Source organism: Maritimibacter sp. 55A14 (assembly GCF_003122205.1).
Taxonomy (GTDB): Bacteria; Pseudomonadota; Alphaproteobacteria; order Rhodobacterales; family Rhodobacteraceae; genus QEYE01.
Window position 1 is genome coordinate 212,886 of sequence record NZ_QEYE01000003.1, and the last position, 17,525, is coordinate 230,410.

Sequence of the window (17,525 nt, forward strand, 5' to 3'; positions counted from 1 at the left end):
GCTTGCTTTTTTCAGCTCACACTGAAGTCGGGCGGAACCATGTTAACGAGAAGCCCACAGGTCGAGCCAATGGATTGCTCCGCCTGTTGGGAAGATAGTTGGGAGACGCCTAAAGGAAAGAGAAATTTTTCCTTAAAAGCAATTAGTTATATCTTTATAATGGTGGAGCCGAGGGGAATCGAACCCCTGACCTCGTCATTGCGAACGACGCGCTCTCCCAACTGAGCTACGGCCCCGACGCGGCGCTATGTGACGATTTTCTGCGCCCCTGTCAAGCGAGCATATCAGCGATCGTCCTCACGCCGCGCGGCGTAGCGTTCCAGCCGATCCTCCAGGCGGTCGGCGAAGGCGTGGCGGGCCTGCGGCGACATGGCGGAGATACGCGCGACCAGCAACGACTGCCCCTCGACGATGCGCGCGCCGACGCTTCGATGCTGGGCGCGCAGCACCACCATCACCCGCTCCGCCGAAAAGGGATCGGCCCGGAGTGCAGCGACCATGTCGCGGAAATGGCCGCGCAGTTCCTCGCGCGCGTCCTGGCGCCTTATCCCGTGCTCGCGGGCGGCGTCGATCAGCGCCTGCCGGTCGGCGTCGGGCATCGCCCGGCCATAGACATGCAGCCCCATTGGCATCAGCCCTCGGTCGGAATGATGCCGCCAGCGGTCCTTGCCGTGATGGGGGCTGAAGACGGTGCCCGCGACCAGCCCCAGCACGGCGACGTTTAGCGCCAGCGAGGCCACCAGCGCGATCTTGACCCAGCGACCGGCGCCGGCGGGTTTCGGCTCTTCCGCGCTCATCCCTCATCCTCCAGAAGGGCGAGGTCATAGCCCGCGTAGAGCGCGTCCTCCAACCCGTCTTCGGCGCTGGCCGTCTGGCCACTGTCGAGCAGAACGTCCCCGATACCGGCGAGTGGCTTGGCCCCGCCATAGCCCAGCGCGATGCCCAGCGTCGCGGCCGATGCCAGCGCCGCCCCGGCGGGCCAACCGCCCAACCCCTGCCAGAGTCCGCGCCACCAGGGCACAGGCGTACCCACGGCCCGGCGCGGCGCCGCGGCCTGCACCGCATCGCGCAGGATCGCGGCCTCCAAGGCTGCGGAAAGCGGTGGGGCCGCATCGCGCGCCGCGGCGAAGGCGCGCTCCAGCGCCTCTTGCTCTCGGGGCGAAATCGCGTCTCTCTCTTGCGTCATCTGTCCAATCCCAATTCTTCCCGGTCCGGCGCCAGCTTTGCTGCCAGGGCCTTCCGGCCGCGCGCGAGGAGGCTCTCAACCGCCTCCACGCTGGTTTCCATCACGGCGGCGATCTCGGGGTTTCCGAGCCCTTCGAGATGCCGCAGCACCACCGCCACGCGCTGACGCTCCGGCAGCCCGTCCAGCGCCGCCTGCAACGCCGCCGCCCTGTCGGCCGCCATCAGCCGCTGATCGGCGGAAGGCGCGCCGTCCACCGGCTCGGGCACGGCGTCGAGCGCCACCCCGCGGCGCCGGCGAAGCCGGTCGGTGCAGAGGTTCGACGCCACGCGATAGAGCCAGGTCGAAGCCTGCGCGCGGCCCGGCTGCCAGTCGGACGCGGCGCGCCACAGCCGCAGCATGGCCTCCTGCGTCACGTCCTCTGCCTCGTCCCGGTCGCCCAGCATCCGCCAGGCGAGGTTGAGAACCCGCGGCGCATGGCGCCGGGTCAGAACGCGCGCCGCCTCGCCGTCGCCCTGCGCCTGGCGCCGCATCAGCACGTCGTCGGAAAGCTCCGTCAGGGCGTCGAAGGGCATCACCATGTCCCAGGGAGGTACAGCCTCCGGCCTGCGTGATCAATCCGCAGGCCCCGGAGCGGACCTGACCGCGCCGGAGGCCGTGCGGATCAGTCCGCGCCGTAGCCGTAGCCGTGACCCATACCGCGCTCATGCCCGTACCCGCCGTGGTGCCGGTCATTGTCCCCGTGATGCCCGCCCCAGCCGAAGTGGTGGCCGCCGCGATCCCCGTGGTGCCCGTCAAATCCGCCCGCACGTCCCTTGCGCATTCCGGCGCGGCGCTCGTCCGCGTCGATGGCGCCGTCGCCGTCACGGTCCATCCGCCGGAACATCATGTCCATGCGGTCGACCCGGCCCATCTCGTGACTGGCCACCATTCCGTCGCCGTCGGCGTCGAACATCTCCACCATCCGGGCGGCGCGCGCAGCCATCCGTGCCTCGGCCTGCGCCATCATCGCCGCAGTGATTTCAGCTTCGGTGAGCTTGCCATCTCCATCGGCATCCATGCTGCCGAAGCGCTCGGCGCGGTGCGCCTGCATCTCCTCGCGGGTCAGCTTGCCGTCGCCATCTGCATCTGCCTCGCCGAAGTTCCGCATCATGCCGCTGCCCATCCCGCTGCCCATATGCGCGCCCATCCGGTCCTGCCGTCCGTCAGAACCTTCCGCCACCGCGGCGCTGACTGCCAGCACCCCGCCGAGTCCCATCGCGACCAGGATGTTCGCAACTGTCTTGGTTCTCATGTCCTTCTCCTTCGTCTTGCGATTTCGCGCATCCGGACGCGCCGGTCCGTGGCCGTCCTTGCACACTCATACGGAAGGCGGCGCCGGTTCCGTCGCCCGCGGCGCGGTTTTTTTGCGACATCCCGCCGCAAGTGGTCGGGACCGGGTGTAATCGGCGCTGCAATGGCCTATTTTGTCGCCATGAAAGACACCACCTCCCCCGATCCGGCACTCAGCCCGGAACGCCAGGTTCGCCCGGCCATGCTGCGCGGCTGGCGGCGTAAATGCCCAAGCTGCGGCGCGGGTCCGCTGATGCGCAGTTATCTGAAGGTGCGCGGCTCCTGCGCCGTGTGCGGACAGGAACTGCACCACCACCGCGCCGATGACGGGCCGGCCTATCTGACGATCCTGATCGTCGGCCATCTGATGGCGCCGCTGCTGCTCTGGGCGTCTGTCAGCCTGCAACCCGACCCGCTGATCCTCGCGGTCAGCTTCTCGGTCGGCTGCGTGGCGCTGTCGCTCTTCCTGCTGCCGCGTCTCAAGGGTGCGATCGTGGGGCTGCAATGGGCCAAGCGGATGCACGGCTTCGCCGACGCCTCCCTGAGCGCGCCTGCCGAATGACCGCCGCCCGCGCGAACGCGCCGGACCAGCCCGTGCGCGATGCTGCCACGGTCATTCTGGTGCGCGATATTGAAAGCGACCCGCACATCCTGATGGGCCAGCGCGGCAGCAAGGCCGCGTTCATGCCGTCGAAATTCGTCTTCCCCGGCGGCGCGCTCGACACCGCGGCGGATTTTCAGGCGCGGCTCTGCGCCCCGGCCGATCCGGCGACGCTGCACCGGCTGGCGACGGCCAGTGACCCGGCTTTGGCCGAGCCGCTTCTTTTGGCCGCGATCCGCGAGTTGTGGGAGGAGACCGGCCTGCTGATGGGCCGGCACGACCCCGAGGCCGCCCGCGCAGCCCGCGACAGCCATCATCCCGACTGGCACGGTTTCCTGGACGCCGGCGCGCTGCCCTCCGGCGCGGGGCTGACCTACATGTTCCGCGCCATCACCCCTCCGGGCCGCACAAGGCGTTTCGATGCGCGATTCTTCATGGCCGATGCGCGCCATGTCCTGGGCGATCTCGACGATTTCTCGCACGCCTCGGACGAGCTGTCGATGCTGCACTGGGCCGATCTCGACGCGGTGCGCAAGCTTGACCTGCCCTTCATCACCGAAGTCGTTCTGGCCGAGCTTCAGACGCTTCTGGAAAGCGGCGGCGCCCCGGCCAGCATCCCCTTCTTCCATCACGAGGACGGCCGGTCCTATTTCGACCGGCTCTGAGCCCTGCGGCGATCTGGCTCTATCGGCAGGCACCCTCTGGCCCTATCGCGGCATGCGCGATTGAGGCACTCTCGCTTCTGACACCTGAAATCTGACCTCAGGCGGTGCCGAAGGGCACGCGCCGGGCGTTATCCGGGATATCCGCCATGACCATACCATACAGCAAGAACGACCTCGCCGATGTCATCGCCTCGGACCGGGCACATGTCTGGCATCACCTGATCCAGCACAAGCCCTTCGAGACGGTCGATCCCCGCATCATTGTCGAGGGCAAGGGGATGCGCGTCTGGGACGCCACCGGCAAGGAACATATCGACGCCGTCTCGGGCGGCGTGTGGACCGTGAATGTGGGCTACGGACGCACCCGCATTGCGGACGCGGTGCGCGACCAACTCGTGCAACTCAACTATTTCGCGGGCTCCGCGGGCTCCATCCCCGGCGCGCGTTTTGCCGAGCGGCTGATCGAGAAGATGCCGGGGCTGAGCCGCGTCTACTTCTCCAATTCCGGCTCGGAGGCGAACGAGAAGGTCTACAAGATGGTGCGCCAGATCGCGCACAAGAAATACGGCGGCCGGAAATACAAGATCCTGTTCCGCGAACGCGACTACCACGGCACCACGATCACGACGCTCTCCACCTCGGGCCAGTATCAGCGTTCCGACCAGTACGGCCCGTTCACGCCGGGCTTCGTCGAGGTGCCGCATTGCATGGAATATCGCGCCCAGTGGGATGTCGAGAATTACGGCGAACGCGCCGCCGATGCCATCGAGGAGGTGATCCTGCGCGAAGGCCCCGACACCGTGGGCGCGCTGGTGCTGGAGCCGGTGACGGCAGGCGGCGGGGTCATCCCGCCTCCCGAGGGCTACTGGCCCCGCGTACAGGAGATCTGCCGCAAATATGACATCCTGCTGCATATCGACGAGGTGGTCTGCGGCGTCGGGCGCACCGGAACCTGGTTCGGCTACCAGAATTATGGAATCGAGCCGGATTTCGTGACCATGGCCAAGGGAGTCGCCAGCGGCTACGCGGCGATCGCCTGCACCGTGACCAACGAGCGCGTCTTCGAGATGTTCAAGGCCGACCCGGACGATCCGCTAGACTATTTCCGCGACATCTCCACCTTCGGGGGCTGCACCGCCGGCCCCGCCGCGGCGCTGGAAAACATGGCCATCATCGAGGAGGAGGGCCTGCTGGAGAACACCGTTGCAATGGGCGCGCGCGTACTCGACAACCTGCGCGCGCTCCAGGAGACGCACGCGGTCATCGGCGATGTGCGCGGCAAGGGGCTCTTCTGCGGCGCGGAACTCGTGGCCGACCGCAAGACCAAGGAGCCTGTGACGGAAAAGCAGGTTCAGGCCGTGCTGGCGGACTGCATGGCGCAGGGCGTCATCATCGGCGCGACGAACCGTTCGGTGCCGGGCTTCAACAACACGCTATGCCTCAGCCCCGCGCTGATCGCCACGCCCGACGATATAGACCAGATCACCGATGCCATCGGCAACGCACTGACCAAGGTCTTCGGCTGAGCGCGCCAGGCGCCGGGTCCGGCCCGATTTGCGGGGCTGTGCCCGGTGCCGCTTTGCGCCTAGTCTGCCCCCGCAACATCGGGGGATCGCATGACCAAGAGCAGGACATTCCGCAGATCGCTCCATGACGCGCTACGCAAGGACAGCACTGGCGATCCGGTCAGCCGCATTGTCGATGCTGCGCTGGTCGCACTGATCACCGTCAACGTGATCGCGGTCATCCTGGAGTCGATGCCCGCGCTCGCGGCGCAGCACCGCGCGCTCTTCCTGGCCATCGAGCGGGTGTCGATCCTGATCTTCACCCTTGAATACCTCGCCCGCCTCTGGTCCTGCGTGGAGGACGAAGCCAGGTTCGCCCGCCCCTGGCCACGGCTGCGCTACATGCTCACACCGCTCGCGCTGATCGACCTGCTGGCCATCCTGCCGTTCTGGCTCGGCGCATTCTTCGCCGTCGATCTGCGGGTGCTGCGTGTGGTCCGGCTGCTGCGCATTCTCAAACTCACGCGCTATTCCAGCGCCCTGACCATGTTGCTGGAGGTGATACGGGAGGAGGCCAATTCCTTTCTCGCCGGGTTCTTCATCCTGGCGATCATCCTGATCCTGGCGGCCAGCGGCGCCTATCTGGCCGAACATCAGGTGCAGCCCGAGAAATTCGGGTCCATCCCGGCGGCGATGTGGTGGGCGATGGTGACGCTGACGACCGTGGGCTATGGCGACGTCACCCCGATCACCCCTGCCGGGCGCGTGTTCGGCGGGCTCGTGGCAGTGGTAGGCATCGGCATCGCCGCCCTGCCCGCCGGTATCCTGGCCAGCGGCCTGGCCGACCGGCTGCGCCGCAGCCGCGAGGAACTGGCCGAGCAGTTCCGCACCGCGCTTCAGGACGGTGTCATCGACACCGAGGACGAGCGCGAGTTGGAAGAATTGCGCCAGAAACTGGGCCTCAACGCCCGCATCGCGCATGAGATTCGCCGCGACGTGCTGCGCCACCGGCAATGGCTGGAGGCCAGCCGCTGTCCGCATTGCGGCAAGCCTCTGAGAAAGCCCCCCGGCTGAGGCTCCACGGGGCCGCGCGCGATCGTGACTGCGCAATTCGCGATTTCGTGTTATGATTCAAGAAGGTCGCCGGTCCCGTCCGGCAAGATAGTGGATCCGGCGCCTCCTGAGTGACCTTTGGCCGAAGGAGGAACAGATATGGTCAGAACGATCGGGAATCCCGGCTCTTGGCTCTTCAATGCCTTTGGCGGTGCCAGCGCCCATGCGGCCGCCGCGGCATCGGAACTGGCGGCCGAGGAGAACAGCGCGCCGCCGCAACTGCGCGACATCACGCTCGACGACCTGCGCGCCGCGCTGCGCGCCGGGGTCGAGGATTTCACCGCTTTTCGCACCGATGTCTTCTTTCTGGTGCTGCTCTATCCGCTCATGGGACTGTTGCTGGTCTGGTTCGCGTTCGACCGCAACATGATGCCGCTGATCTTCCCGCTCGTCTCGGGCTTCGCACTGATCGGTCCGGTGGCAGGCATCGGGCTCTACGAGATGAGCCGCCGACGCGAGCTGGGGCTGGAAACCGGCTGGGCGGACGCCTTCGCCGTGCTGCGTTCCCCGTCGCTGGGGCCGATCCTGGTGCTGGGGCTTTACCTGCTGGCGCTCTTCATCATCTGGATCGTGACGGCGGGCTGGATCCACTCGGCCACGATGGGCCCCGAAATTCCCGTGTCGATCACCGTTTTCCTTCGCGAAGTGCTGACGACCGGGCCGGGCTGGGCGATGATCGTGATCGGTACCGGGGTGGGCTTTCTCTTCGCGGCGAGCGTGCTGGCGGTCAGCGTGATTTCCTTCCCGTTGTTGATCGACCGCCATGTGGGCCTGCCGGTGGCGGTGGCGACCTCGATCCGCCTGACGCGCCGCAACCCGGTGACGGTGGCCGCATGGGGTCTGATCGTGGCGGTCTCGCTGGCGCTCGGATCGCTGCCGCTGCTGCTGGGGCTCGTCCTCGTGCTGCCGATCCTGGGGCACGCCACATGGCATCTCTACCGCCGCGCGGTGGAGCCGGCGCCGCGCGTCACCCCGTCGTGACGAGGTAGCCCAGCGCTGCAAGGTCGTGGCCAGTCATTGATTGCAGCCGGCGGTTGTCCGCGGCGATCCGGCTGGCTAGGTGTGCCTCGATCCGCGCCCGGTCGCGGCGCAGAACCTGTGCCTCCACCCAGCGCGGGGTCAGCGCCGTAGCGCCCACGCGCAGCGCCTCATGCAGGCCGGGGATATTCCAGCCCGTGTTTCCGCCTGTCGGCCGCGGCCGGCCCACCGCGTTTATCCAGGGCAGGCATCGCAGCGCCGCATAGCTGCGGTAATTGCGGACGTTCTCGCGCCCGCGCCCGGTCGCCTTGGCGAGGGCGGGAACCTCCAGGAACCGGCAAATCTCAGCCAGCGCCGCGTCCTGATCGCGCGCCAGCGCCTCCATCGGCAGCGCCAGCACGTTGCGCGCGCCGAAAGCCCCGCGATACCAGCCGACAAGCCCCGAGAAGCAGTAGTAATCGGGCTGATGCCACGGCACCTGCATGTGGTGGGTGGAGGCCAGATACCGCGCCAGAGATGCGCGCCCGTTCGACTTGACCACGAAATCCGCGAAAGCCGAGAGCAACATCGCGCGCTGTTCTCGGAACATGATCAGGATGCGCGCATCCGGCAGCGTGTCGCGGATGCGACGGGCGATCTCGCCGGCATAGACACCGCCGCTGAACGGGTGGCCGGCCAGTTCCTCGTTTGAGATGACGCTGACCCGCTTGCCGCCGCGTGCCATATCCAGGATACGCGCCCGCGCGGCCTGCGGGTCGTATGCGAAGGGGCTGACATGGCGCGCGCCCTCCGGGCCGTCGAGGAAAACCCCGGCGCCCGATTTCAGGTAACGCCCGCCCGGCGCGGGATCCGCCCCTGCGCCCGCGCCGAGCACGCCGATCTCGGGATGCGCGCCGGAAAACAGTACCTTCTGCAGGAAACTGCTGCCCGCCTTGGCATAGCCCAGATGGACAAGGAAGCGGTGTTCCCGATCGCCCGCATCCGCCATGCGCCGTCCTTTCACAAGCCTCCGGCCCAACCGGGATCGCGGGCCGGGCAATGCCTCGGCCTCCTAGCCGATCCGAGGGGAAATGTACATTCCACAGCCCCCGCCGTAAGCCATTGCCCCGCCTGCCCGGCATCCCTAACCTCCGCCCGGTTACGACAATCGCTGTCCGGGGAGGGGCGCGGCCATGACCGAGCAGAGCAAGGGCGTTCTGATCACCACGCTGGGCGTGCTGGCCATCGTGCCCGACAGCCTGCTGATCCGGCTGATCGACGCGGGCGTGCTTACCATCGCCTTCTGGCGCGCCTGCCTGGCCTCGTCGGTGATCCTGATCGGCCTGACACTGGTCTACCGCGCCCGGACGCCGGCGATCCTGCGCGGGCTCGGGCGCGCCGGGCTGGTCTACGCGGTCTTCATGGGGCTGGGCACGCTGCTCTTCGTCTCCGCCGTGCAACTGACCACCGTGGCGAGTGCGCTATTCATCGTCTCGACCTCTCCGGTCTTCGCCGCGCTGGTCACCCGCGCCGTTCTGGGCGACCGGATCACCCCGCGCATGGCATGGACCATCGCCTTTTCGCTGGCCGGCGTGGGCGTGATCGCCTCGGGCGAGCTCAACGCGTCGGGCCCGGCATTCTGGGGAAATCTCTGCGCCCTCGGCACGGCGATCTCGCTGGCCTTCGCCTTCACCGCAGCCCGCAGCGCGCGGCATATCTCGATGGTGCCGGCGGCGGGCGTGGCCTATCTGCTGACCACGGTGGCGCTGCTGCCCTTCGCCGCGCCGGAGACGATGCAGGGCATGGACTGGATCTGGGCCGCATTCCTGGGCTGCGTCTTCGTGCCGATCGGCACCAGCCTCATGGCCCTCGGTCCGCGTTACATACAGCCCGCCGAGGTATCGCTGCTGCTGCTGCTGGAGGCGATCCTCGCGCCGCTGCTGATCTGGGCGGTGCTGGGCGAGTTTCCGGGCCTGCGCACGCTCGTCGGCGGTGCGATGGTGCTGGGGGTTCTGCTGATCTCCAATCTCATCGCGTTGAAACGCGCGCGCCGGGTACCGATGCCACCGCATCCGTAAATCCAGTTGCGTTGAGGCGTTAGGTCCAGAATGATCGGGGCATGGCGATCTCCGAGGACACGTTCTTTCTCGACCCCGCGCATGAGGGCACGCTGCAAAGCCAGATCCAGCAGATCGTGGCCTCGGCGATCCTGTCCGGCCGGTTCCGACCGGGCGAGAAGATGCCCTCGTCGCGGCGGCTGGCCCGGCATCTGGGCGTCTCTCGGATCACCGTGACGCTGGCCTATAACGAGCTGGTGGCCGACGACTACCTGCGCGCCGCCGACCGTTCCGGCTACTACATTTCCGAAAATGCCCCCACCCCGCCCGAGGGCGACCTGCCGCCCAGCGCCTCGGACGACCGGGTGGACTGGGATCGGACGATCGTGCGCCGCTATGCCGACATTCCGCTGGTGCCCAAGCCCGCCGACTGGCGCAGCGCGCCCTATCCGTTCGTCTACGGGCAGGTGGACCCGGCGCTCTTCGATCAGGGCACATGGCGGCTCTGCGCGCATCAGGCGTTGGGACGGAAGGCCTTTGACAGCCTGACCGCGGATTACGCCGACCGTGACGATGCGGAACTGGTGGATTTCCTCCTGAGCCATACCCTGCCCCGGCGCGGCATTCTCGCACGGCCGGGTCAGGTGCTGATCACGGTGGGAGCGCAGAACGCGCTGTGGCTGACCGCGCAACTGCTGCTATCCCCCGGTCGCCGCGCGGTGATCGAGGATCCCTGCTATCCCGGCCTGCGCGCCAGCCTGGCGCATACCGGATGCAAGGTGCAACCCGTGCCCGTGGATGCGCGCGGCCTGCCCACCGACGACCTGCCCGCCGCCGATGTCATCTTCACCACACCGAGCCACCAGTCGCCCACCGCGGCAACCATGCCGCTGGACCGGCGGCGCACGCTGATCCGGCAGGCCAGCGCGACGGGGGCTCTGATCGTGGAGGACGACTACGAGTTCGAGATGAGCTTCCTCGGCCCCCCGGCCCCGGCGCTTAAATCGCTCGATACCGAGGGTCGGGTGATCTATATCGGTTCCTTCTCCAAGTCGCTCTTTCCGGGGCTGCGGCTGGGCTACATGGTGGCCTCCGAACCGTTCATCGCCGAGGCCCGCGCGATGCGCAGCGCGGTGTTGCGCCATCCGCCCGGCCACATGCAGCGCACCACCGCCTATTTCCTGGCGCGCGGCCATTATGACGCGCTGATTCACCGGATGCGCGACGCCTTTCACCAGCGCCGGAGGATCATGGACCGCGCGCTGGCGCAGCACGGCATACTGGTCGCGGGCAAGGCGGCCTTCGGCGGTACCAGCTACTGGATCGAGGGCCCCGCCGGTCTGGACGCCGAGGATCTGGCCGCGCGGCTGGCCCCGCAGGGCGTGCTCTTCGATCCCGGTCGCCCATTCTTCGCCGCGAGCGCGCCGCCGCGCAACTTCTTCCGGCTCGCCTATTCCTCGATCGCGGCGGATCGCATCCCCGAAGGCATCGCCCGGCTCGCGCAGGCCATGAAGGACTGAGACCTCCCGTCGCGCTGGCCCTATCCGCGACCGCGATCTGGCCCTAACGCGGCAGGCGTGGCTCCCCCATAACTCGGGGAAGGGCGGCGCCCGGCGCGCCGCGGACCGGAGGAGACGCATCATGAAAATGACCACCGAGGAAGCCTTCGTCAAAACCCTCCAGATGCACGGCATCGACAACGCCTTCGGCATCATCGGCTCGGCCTTCATGCCGATCTCGGACCTGTTTCCGAAGGCCGGGATCACCTTCTGGGACTGCGCGCATGAAGGCGCTGGCGGAATGATGGCCGACGGGTTCACCCGCGCCAGCGGCAGGATGTGCATGATGATCGCCCAGAACGGGCCGGGCATCACGAATTTCGTGACGCCGGTAAAGACCGCCTACTGGAACCACACGCCGCTGCTGCTGGTCACGCCCCAGGCCGCCAACAAGACCATCGGCCAAGGCGGATTCCAGGAGGTCGAGCAGATGGCGCTCTTTCAGGACATGGTCGCCTATCAGGAGGAGGTGCGCGACCCCACCCGCGTGGCCGAAGTGCTCAACCGCGTGATACAGAACGCCCGGCGCGCCAGCGCGCCAGCGCAGATCAACATGCCGCGCGATTTCTGGACCCAGGTGATCGACGTCGACCTGCCCGCAATGGTCGAGTTCGAGCGGCCCGCCGGCGGCGAGGCGGCCATCGGCGAGGCCGCGAAGCTGCTATCCGATGCCCGGTTCCCGGTGATCCTTAACGGTGCGGGCGTGGTGCTGGCAGGCGCGATCCCCGACACGATCGCGCTGGCCGAACGGCTGGATGCGCCGGTGTGCTGCGGCTACCAGCACAACGACGCCTTTCCAGGCTCGCACCCGCTGGCTGCCGGGCCGCTGGGCTTTAACGGCTCGAAGGCAGGGATGGAACTCATCGCGCAGGCCGATGTGGTGCTGGCGCTCGGCACCCGGCTCAACCCGTTCTCGACCCTGCCGGGTTATGGCATGGACTACTGGCCGAAGGGCGCAAAGGTGATCCAGGTCGATATCAATCCCGACCGGATCGGCCTGACCAAGACGGTCAGCGTGGGTATCGTGGGGGATGCGAGCAAGGTGGCGCGCCAGATCCTCGCGCGGCTCTCGGACGAAGCCGGGGACGCCGGCCGCGACGAGCGCAAGGCGCTGATCGCACGGACTAAATCCGCCTGGGCGCAGCAGCTCTCCAGCATGGACCACGAGGAGGACGATCCGGGAACCACCTGGAACGCCCGCGCCCGCGCCGACAAGCCCGACTGGATGAGCCCGCGCATGGCCTGGCGGGCGATCCAGGCGGCACTGCCGCGCGAGGCGATCATCAGCTCCGACATCGGCAACAATTGCGCCATCGGCAACGCCTATCCCGCGTTCGAGGCGGGCCGCAAATATCTGGCGCCGGGCCTCTTCGGACCCTGCGGCTATGGCCTGCCAGCCATCGTCGGCGCCAAGATCGGCTGCCCGGACACCCCTGTGGTTGGGTTCGCGGGCGACGGCGCTTTCGGCATCGCGGTGACGGAAATGACGGCCATCGGACGCCCCGAATGGCCTGCGATCACGATGGTCGTCTTCCGCAACTACCAGTGGGGCGCGGAGAAGCGGAACTCGACGCTCTGGTATGACGACAATTTCGTCGGCACCGAGCTTGACGACGATGTGAGCTATGCGGGGATTGCCACGGCCTGCGGCCTGAAAGGCGTGCAGGCCCGCAACATGGAGGAGCTGACCAGGGCGCTGGCAACCGCCATCACCGACCAGATGGAGCATGGCAAAACCACGCTGATCGAGGCGCTGATCAATCAGGAACTGGGCGAGCCCTTCCGCCGCGACGCGATGAAGAAGCCGGTCGCCGTGGCCGGAATCGACGCCGCCGACATGCGCCCGCAGACCGGCGCCTGATCGACCGCCATGCCCCGGTCTCCAGCCCCGCGGGCGAGCGGCTATGTCACGCCGCCCAGCGCCAGCGTCAGCACCGTGGCGGCCACGATGTCGTCCACGCTTGCGCCCCGCGACAGGTCGCAGACCGGCCGGGCGAACCCCTGCAGGAGCGGGCCGACCGCCTGCGCGCCCGCGAGTTCCTGCACCAGCTTGTACCCGATATTGCCCGCATCGAGCGACGGGAAGACCAGCACATTCGCCCCGCCGCCGCCCGGCAGCCCCTTGAGCGCCGCGATGGCCGGGTTGAGCGCCGCATCGGCCTGCACAGGCCCAGTGACATCGCACCCCTCGGTCCGCAAAGCCTCGGCGGCGGCTCGCACGACATCGACGCTGGCGCCGCTTCCCGACGCGCCGGTGGAAAAGGACAGCATCGCCACACGCGCCTGGCCCAGCAGCGCGGTGGCCGTGCGCGCCGAGGTGCGCGCGATATCGGCCAGACCCGCCGCATCGGGCGCCACGTTGAGCGCGCAATCGGCGAAGACCAGCGCCCGGCCGTCCGGAAGGCACATCAGGAAGGCGCTGGAAACCAGCCCGACCCCCGGCGCGGGGCCCACCGTCATCCCGGCGGCCTCGATCACCCGGCGCGTGGGCACGGTAGCGCCCGCGACCATCGCGTCGGCCTGTCCGGCGGCCAGCATCGCGCCGGCGCGAAAGAGCGGCCGCGCCAGCATCCGCGCGGCGCGCGGCGCGGGCATGTCCGGCCGCAGCGCCCGCACCGCCGCGATCTCGACCTCTGTGGGAGGCGGGACCGGGACGATGACGGGGATGGCCAGCCCCTCGCCCGCCAGCCGCGTGACGGCGGCCGCGACCCGCGGCTCTTCGGACTCCGCGAAGATCACCCGCGCGCCCCGCCCCCGCGCCCGCGCCATTGCCTCCCCGATCACGTCCATATCCATCCTCCCCCGCCAGACTGCCGGGCCGGACGCCGCCGTCAAGCCCCGGCGCCGCGGCGCGCCGGACGGAACCCTTGTTCCAGACGATCCGGAGAAGCGAAAAAACCGTTCGCGGAACCTGCCGGAATCCGTTTAGCTTTCCCGTACAGGATCAAGGATCGAGAACAACCAGATGGGCCAGCAACCCCGCCTCGACACTTCGCCGCCGGTCACCGACGAGATCCGGCGGACGAGTTGCTACATGTGCGCCTGCCGCTGCGGCATCAATGTGCACATGAAGGACGGCGCGGTGCGCTATATCGAGGGCAACCGCGACCACCCGGTGAACCGGGGTGTGCTCTGCGCCAAGGGGTCGGCGGGGATCATGCAGCACCTTTCGCCGGCGCGGCTGCGCGCGCCGCTGCGCCGTGTCGGCCCGCGTGGCTCCGGCCAGTTCGAGGAAATCAGCTGGGACGAGGCGCTGAAAACCGCCACGGACTGGCTGAAACCGATCCGCGAGACCGCGCCCGAGAAGCTCGCCTTCTTCACCGGACGCGACCAGTCGCAGAGCTTCACGAGTTGGTGGGCGCAGTCCTTCGGAACGCCCAACTATGCCGCGCATGGCGGCTTCTGTTCGGTCAACATGGCGGCGGCGGGCATCTACACGATGGGCGGCGCCTTCTGGGAATTCGGCCAGCCCGACTGGGAGCGCACGAAGCTCTTCATGCTCTTCGGCGTGGCCGAGGATCACGACAGCAACCCGATCAAGATGGGTCTCGGGCGGCTCAAGGCGCGCGGCGCCAAGATCATCGGCGTGAACCCCGTGCGCTCGGTCTACAACGCGGTGGCCGACGAATGGGTGGGGATCACGCCGGGCACGGACGGGCTCTTCATCCTGGCGCTGGTGCATGAGCTGATGCGCGCGGGGCGCATCGACCTCGATTACCTTATCCGCTACACCAACGCCCCATTCCTGGTGAATTGCGACCCCGGATCGGAGGATCGCGGCCTGTTCCTGCGCGACGACGAGGGTCGGCCGCTGGTGCGCGACCGCGCCACGGGCCGCGCGGTGCTCTGGGACACGCCCGGCATCCGGCCGGATCTGGCCAACGGGCTGGAGACAGGCGGTATGGCCTATCGCCCGGTCTTCCAGCTTATGGCCGAGCGCTATCTCGACCCGGCCCATGCGCCCGACGCGGTGGCGGCGCGCTGCGGCGTTCCGGCCGCGCGCATCCGGCGCATCGCGGCGGAACTGGCCCGCGTGGCCTTCGAGGAAGAGATCGTCATCGAACGCCCTTGGACCGACTGGAAGGGCGAGCGCCACGCAGTGATGCGCGGCCGCCCGGTGAGCTTCCACGCGATGCGCGGCATCTCCGCCCATTCCAACGGCTTCCAGACCTGCCGCGCGCTGCACATGCTGCAAATCCTGCTCGGCAGCGTCGAGACGCCGGGCGGGTTCCGCTTCAAGCCGCCCTACCCCAAGCCGCCCGAGGCCCATCCCCGCCCGCATTGCCGCACCCGTCCGGGCACGCCGCTCGACGGCCCGCATCTGGGCTATCCGATGAGCCCCGACGACCTGGCCCTGACGCCGGAAGGCGCGCCCGCGCGGATCGACAAGGCATTCACCTGGGAAAACCCGCTCTCGGCGCATGGGCTGATGCACATGGTCATCTCCAACGCCCATGCCGGGGATCCATACCGGATCGACACGCTGTTTCTCTATATGGCGAACATGGCGTGGAACTCCTCGATGAATACAGCCCAGGTGATGCGGATGCTCACCGATACCGACGAGACCGGCGACTATGTGATACCGCGGATCATCTATTCGGATGCCTATGCCTCCGAGATGGTCGCCTATGCCGACCTGATCCTGCCCGACACGACCTATCTGGAACGGCATGACTGCATCTCGCTGCTGGACCGCCCGATCTGCGAGGCCGAGGCCGCCGCCGACGCGATCCGCTGGCCCGTGGTCGAACCCGAACGGCCCGGCCATGCCGGGGTGCGCGGCTTCCAGTCCGTGCTGCTCGATCTCGGCGCCCGGCTCGGCCTGCCTGGCATGGTGACCGAAGATGGCGCGCCGGCCTTTGCCGACTATGCCGATTACATGGTCCACCACGAACGCCGGCCCGGCGTCGGCCCGCTGGCGGGTTGGCGCGGTGCGGAGGGTGAAAGCCACGGCCGTGGCGCGCCCAATCCGCGCCAGATCGAGAGATATATCGAGAATGGCGGCTTCTGGCTGGCCCATATCCCGGAAGAGGCGCATTACTTCAAGCCCTGGAACCGCGCCTATCAGGACTGGGCGGTGAAGACCGGATTGGTGGACAAGCCCGCGCCCTATGTCTTCAACCTCTATGTCGAACCGATGCGCCGCTTCCAGCGCGCCGCCGAGGGGCTGGGCCGCCACCGCCCGCCGGAGCATCTGCGCGACCGGATCGCGCAGGCGATGGACCCGCTGCCGATCTGGTATCCGCCCTTCTCGGAGGACGCCGCGACCGACGCGGACTATCCACTCCACGCGCTCACCCAGCGTCCGATGGCGATGTATCACAGTTGGGGCAGCCAAAACGCCTGGCTGCGCCAGATCCACGGGCGCAACCCGCTCTACATGCACGGACGGCTCATGGCAGAGCACGGGTTGGAGGAGGGCGATTGGGCCGAGGTGACCTCGCCGCACGGCACCATCACCGTGCCGGTCGCGCGGATGGATGCGCTCAACCCGCACACGGTCTGGACCTGGAACGCGATCGGCAAGCGCAAGGGCGCCTGGGCCTTGTCGGAGGACGCGCCGGAGGCTCGCGAGGGCTTCCTGCTCAACCACCTGATCCACGAGTTGCTGCCACCGAAGGGCGACGGGCTCAGATGGGCCAATTCCGATCCGGTGACGGGTCAGGCCGCCTGGTACGATCTGCGCGTCCGCATTGCGCGGGCCGACCCGCCCCCCGAGGAGTGCCGCCCGGTCTTCCCGCCCGTGGCCTCGCCCGTCGGGCCCGCGCCCCGCAACGTCCGGCGCGGGGGAACCGAATGACCAGCCTGCCGGAGAAAACCGAGCGCGCGCTCGGTCTGGTGATCGACCTGGATACCTGCGTCGGCTGCCATGCCTGCGTCGTCGCGTGCAAGGGCTGGAACACCGAACAATACGGCGCGCCACTCTCGGACATGGACGCCTACGGGGCCGCGCCCGAGGGCAGCTTCCTGAACCGTATCCACACATTCGAGGTCACGCCGGATGCGGGCCCCGTAGCGGTGGTGCATTTCCCGAAATCCTGCCTGCACTGCACTGACGCGCCCTGCGTGACGGTCTGCCCCACCGGGGCCAGCTACAAGCGGGTCGAGGATGGGATCGTGCTGGTGAACGAGAGCGATTGCATCGGCTGCGGGCTCTGCGCCTGGGCCTGCCCCTACGGCGCGCGCGAGATGGATGCGGCGGAAGGCGTGATGAAGAAATGCACGCTCTGCGTGGACCGCATCTACAACGACAACCTGCCCGAGGAGGACCGCGTGCCCGCCTGCGTGCGCACCTGCCCCGCCGGCGCGCGGCATTTCGGCGATCTGGCCGACCCGGAAAGCGCCGTCAGCCAGCTTGTGGCGGCGCGCGACGGGATGGACCTGATGCCCGAACAGGGGACCGCGCCGGTCAACAAGTACCTGCCGCCGCGGCCCAAGGCCGACCAAGCACCCGATGGCGAGATCGACGTGCTCGCCCCGCTACTGGAGCCGGTGGCGGAGCCCGGTGGCTTCCTGGGCTGGCTCGACCGGGCGCTGGGTCGGCTCTGAC

16 protein-coding genes and 1 tRNA gene are annotated in these 17,525 nt (G+C 68.2%); 10 read left to right on the forward strand and 7 right to left on the reverse strand.

The features are described 5' to 3' along the window. Positions 1-160 precede the first annotated feature (160 nt). The 5 genes from DDZ14_RS03985 to DDZ14_RS04005 all read right to left on the reverse strand — a co-directional run bounded on the left by DDZ14_RS03985 (position 161) and on the right by DDZ14_RS04005 (position 2,477). Positions 161-236, reverse strand: a tRNA-Ala gene (locus DDZ14_RS03985). 48 nt (positions 237-284) lie between these two features. Further along, positions 285-797, reverse strand: a complete 513-nt coding sequence (locus DDZ14_RS03990) for a periplasmic heavy metal sensor (protein ID WP_109423639.1) — start codon at positions 795-797, stop codon at positions 285-287. After that, positions 794-1,186 carry a hypothetical protein gene (locus tag DDZ14_RS03995; RefSeq protein WP_109423640.1) on the reverse strand — a complete coding sequence of 131 codons (393 nt, stop codon included), beginning with the start codon at positions 1,184-1,186 and terminating at the stop codon, positions 794-796. The genes DDZ14_RS03990 and DDZ14_RS03995 overlap by 4 nt, the downstream gene beginning before the upstream one ends. Continuing rightward, positions 1,183-1,764: an RNA polymerase sigma factor gene (locus tag DDZ14_RS04000; RefSeq protein WP_109423641.1), complete on the reverse strand. Its 582-nt coding sequence runs from the start codon at positions 1,762-1,764 to the stop codon at positions 1,183-1,185. Before DDZ14_RS04000 ends, DDZ14_RS03995 begins: the two co-directional genes overlap by 4 nt. Before the next feature lie 83 nt (positions 1,765-1,847). Then, positions 1,848-2,477 (reverse strand): EF-hand domain-containing protein, encoded by a 630-nt coding sequence (locus DDZ14_RS04005; RefSeq protein ID WP_109423642.1) that lies wholly within the window; start codon positions 2,475-2,477, stop codon positions 1,848-1,850. A 180-nt stretch (positions 2,478-2,657) separates the two neighbouring features. On the opposite strand from DDZ14_RS04005, the gene DDZ14_RS04010 reads away from it, so the two are divergent. From DDZ14_RS04010 to DDZ14_RS04030, 5 genes are all read left to right on the forward strand, one after another. Beyond that, the gene (locus DDZ14_RS04010; RefSeq protein ID WP_109423703.1) at positions 2,658-3,077 is read left to right on the forward strand and encodes a DUF983 domain-containing protein; all 420 of its coding nucleotides are present in this window, start codon (positions 2,658-2,660) and stop codon (positions 3,075-3,077) included. After that, complete coding sequence (locus DDZ14_RS04015; RefSeq protein WP_109423643.1) at positions 3,074-3,781, forward strand: NUDIX domain-containing protein; 708 nt, start codon at positions 3,074-3,076, stop codon at positions 3,779-3,781. Before DDZ14_RS04010 ends, DDZ14_RS04015 begins: the two co-directional genes overlap by 4 nt. A gap of 146 nt (positions 3,782-3,927) precedes the next feature. After that, positions 3,928-5,307, forward strand: a complete 1,380-nt coding sequence (locus tag DDZ14_RS04020) for an aspartate aminotransferase family protein (protein WP_109423644.1) — start codon at positions 3,928-3,930, stop codon at positions 5,305-5,307. A 90-nt stretch (positions 5,308-5,397) separates the two neighbouring features. Next, the gene (locus DDZ14_RS04025) at positions 5,398-6,360 is read left to right on the forward strand and encodes a potassium channel family protein (protein ID WP_109423645.1); all 963 of its coding nucleotides are present in this window, start codon (positions 5,398-5,400) and stop codon (positions 6,358-6,360) included. A gap of 138 nt (positions 6,361-6,498) precedes the next feature. Then, complete coding sequence (locus DDZ14_RS04030) at positions 6,499-7,380, forward strand: DUF2189 domain-containing protein (protein ID WP_109423646.1); 882 nt, start codon at positions 6,499-6,501, stop codon at positions 7,378-7,380. On the opposite strand, the gene DDZ14_RS04035 is transcribed toward DDZ14_RS04030, so the two are convergent. Further along, positions 7,367-8,365, reverse strand: coding sequence for a sulfotransferase (locus tag DDZ14_RS04035; protein ID WP_109423647.1), 999 nt, complete (start codon positions 8,363-8,365; stop codon positions 7,367-7,369). The genes DDZ14_RS04030 and DDZ14_RS04035 overlap by 14 nt on opposite strands. Before the next feature lie 184 nt (positions 8,366-8,549). On the opposite strand from DDZ14_RS04035, the gene DDZ14_RS04040 reads away from it, so the two are divergent. From DDZ14_RS04040 to xsc, 3 genes are all read left to right on the forward strand, one after another. Beyond that, entirely contained in the window at positions 8,550-9,434 is an 885-nt protein-coding gene (locus tag DDZ14_RS04040; RefSeq protein ID WP_109423648.1) for a DMT family transporter, read from the forward strand. 41 nt (positions 9,435-9,475) lie between these two features. Beyond that, a complete protein-coding gene (locus DDZ14_RS04045; RefSeq protein WP_109423649.1) occupies positions 9,476-10,933 on the forward strand; it encodes a PLP-dependent aminotransferase family protein in 1,458 nt (485 codons plus the stop codon). Positions 10,934-11,054: 121 nt separating this feature from the next. Beyond that, positions 11,055-12,833, forward strand: a complete 1,779-nt coding sequence (gene xsc, locus DDZ14_RS04050) for a sulfoacetaldehyde acetyltransferase (protein ID WP_109423650.1) — start codon at positions 11,055-11,057, stop codon at positions 12,831-12,833. Between the two features lie 41 nt (positions 12,834-12,874). On the opposite strand, the gene DDZ14_RS04055 is transcribed toward xsc, so the two are convergent. After that, a complete protein-coding gene (locus tag DDZ14_RS04055; RefSeq protein ID WP_109423704.1) occupies positions 12,875-13,762 on the reverse strand; it encodes a phosphate acyltransferase in 888 nt (295 codons plus the stop codon). A gap of 175 nt (positions 13,763-13,937) precedes the next feature. On the opposite strand from DDZ14_RS04055, the gene DDZ14_RS04060 reads away from it, so the two are divergent. Continuing rightward, on the forward strand, positions 13,938-16,775 hold the full coding sequence (locus DDZ14_RS04060; protein ID WP_109423651.1) for a molybdopterin oxidoreductase family protein: 2,838 nt from the start codon (positions 13,938-13,940) through the stop codon (positions 16,773-16,775). Next, positions 16,772-17,524, forward strand: a complete 753-nt coding sequence (locus DDZ14_RS04065; RefSeq protein WP_109423652.1) for a 4Fe-4S dicluster domain-containing protein — start codon at positions 16,772-16,774, stop codon at positions 17,522-17,524. The genes DDZ14_RS04060 and DDZ14_RS04065 overlap by 4 nt, the downstream gene beginning before the upstream one ends. Position 17,525: the final 1 nt, after the last annotated feature.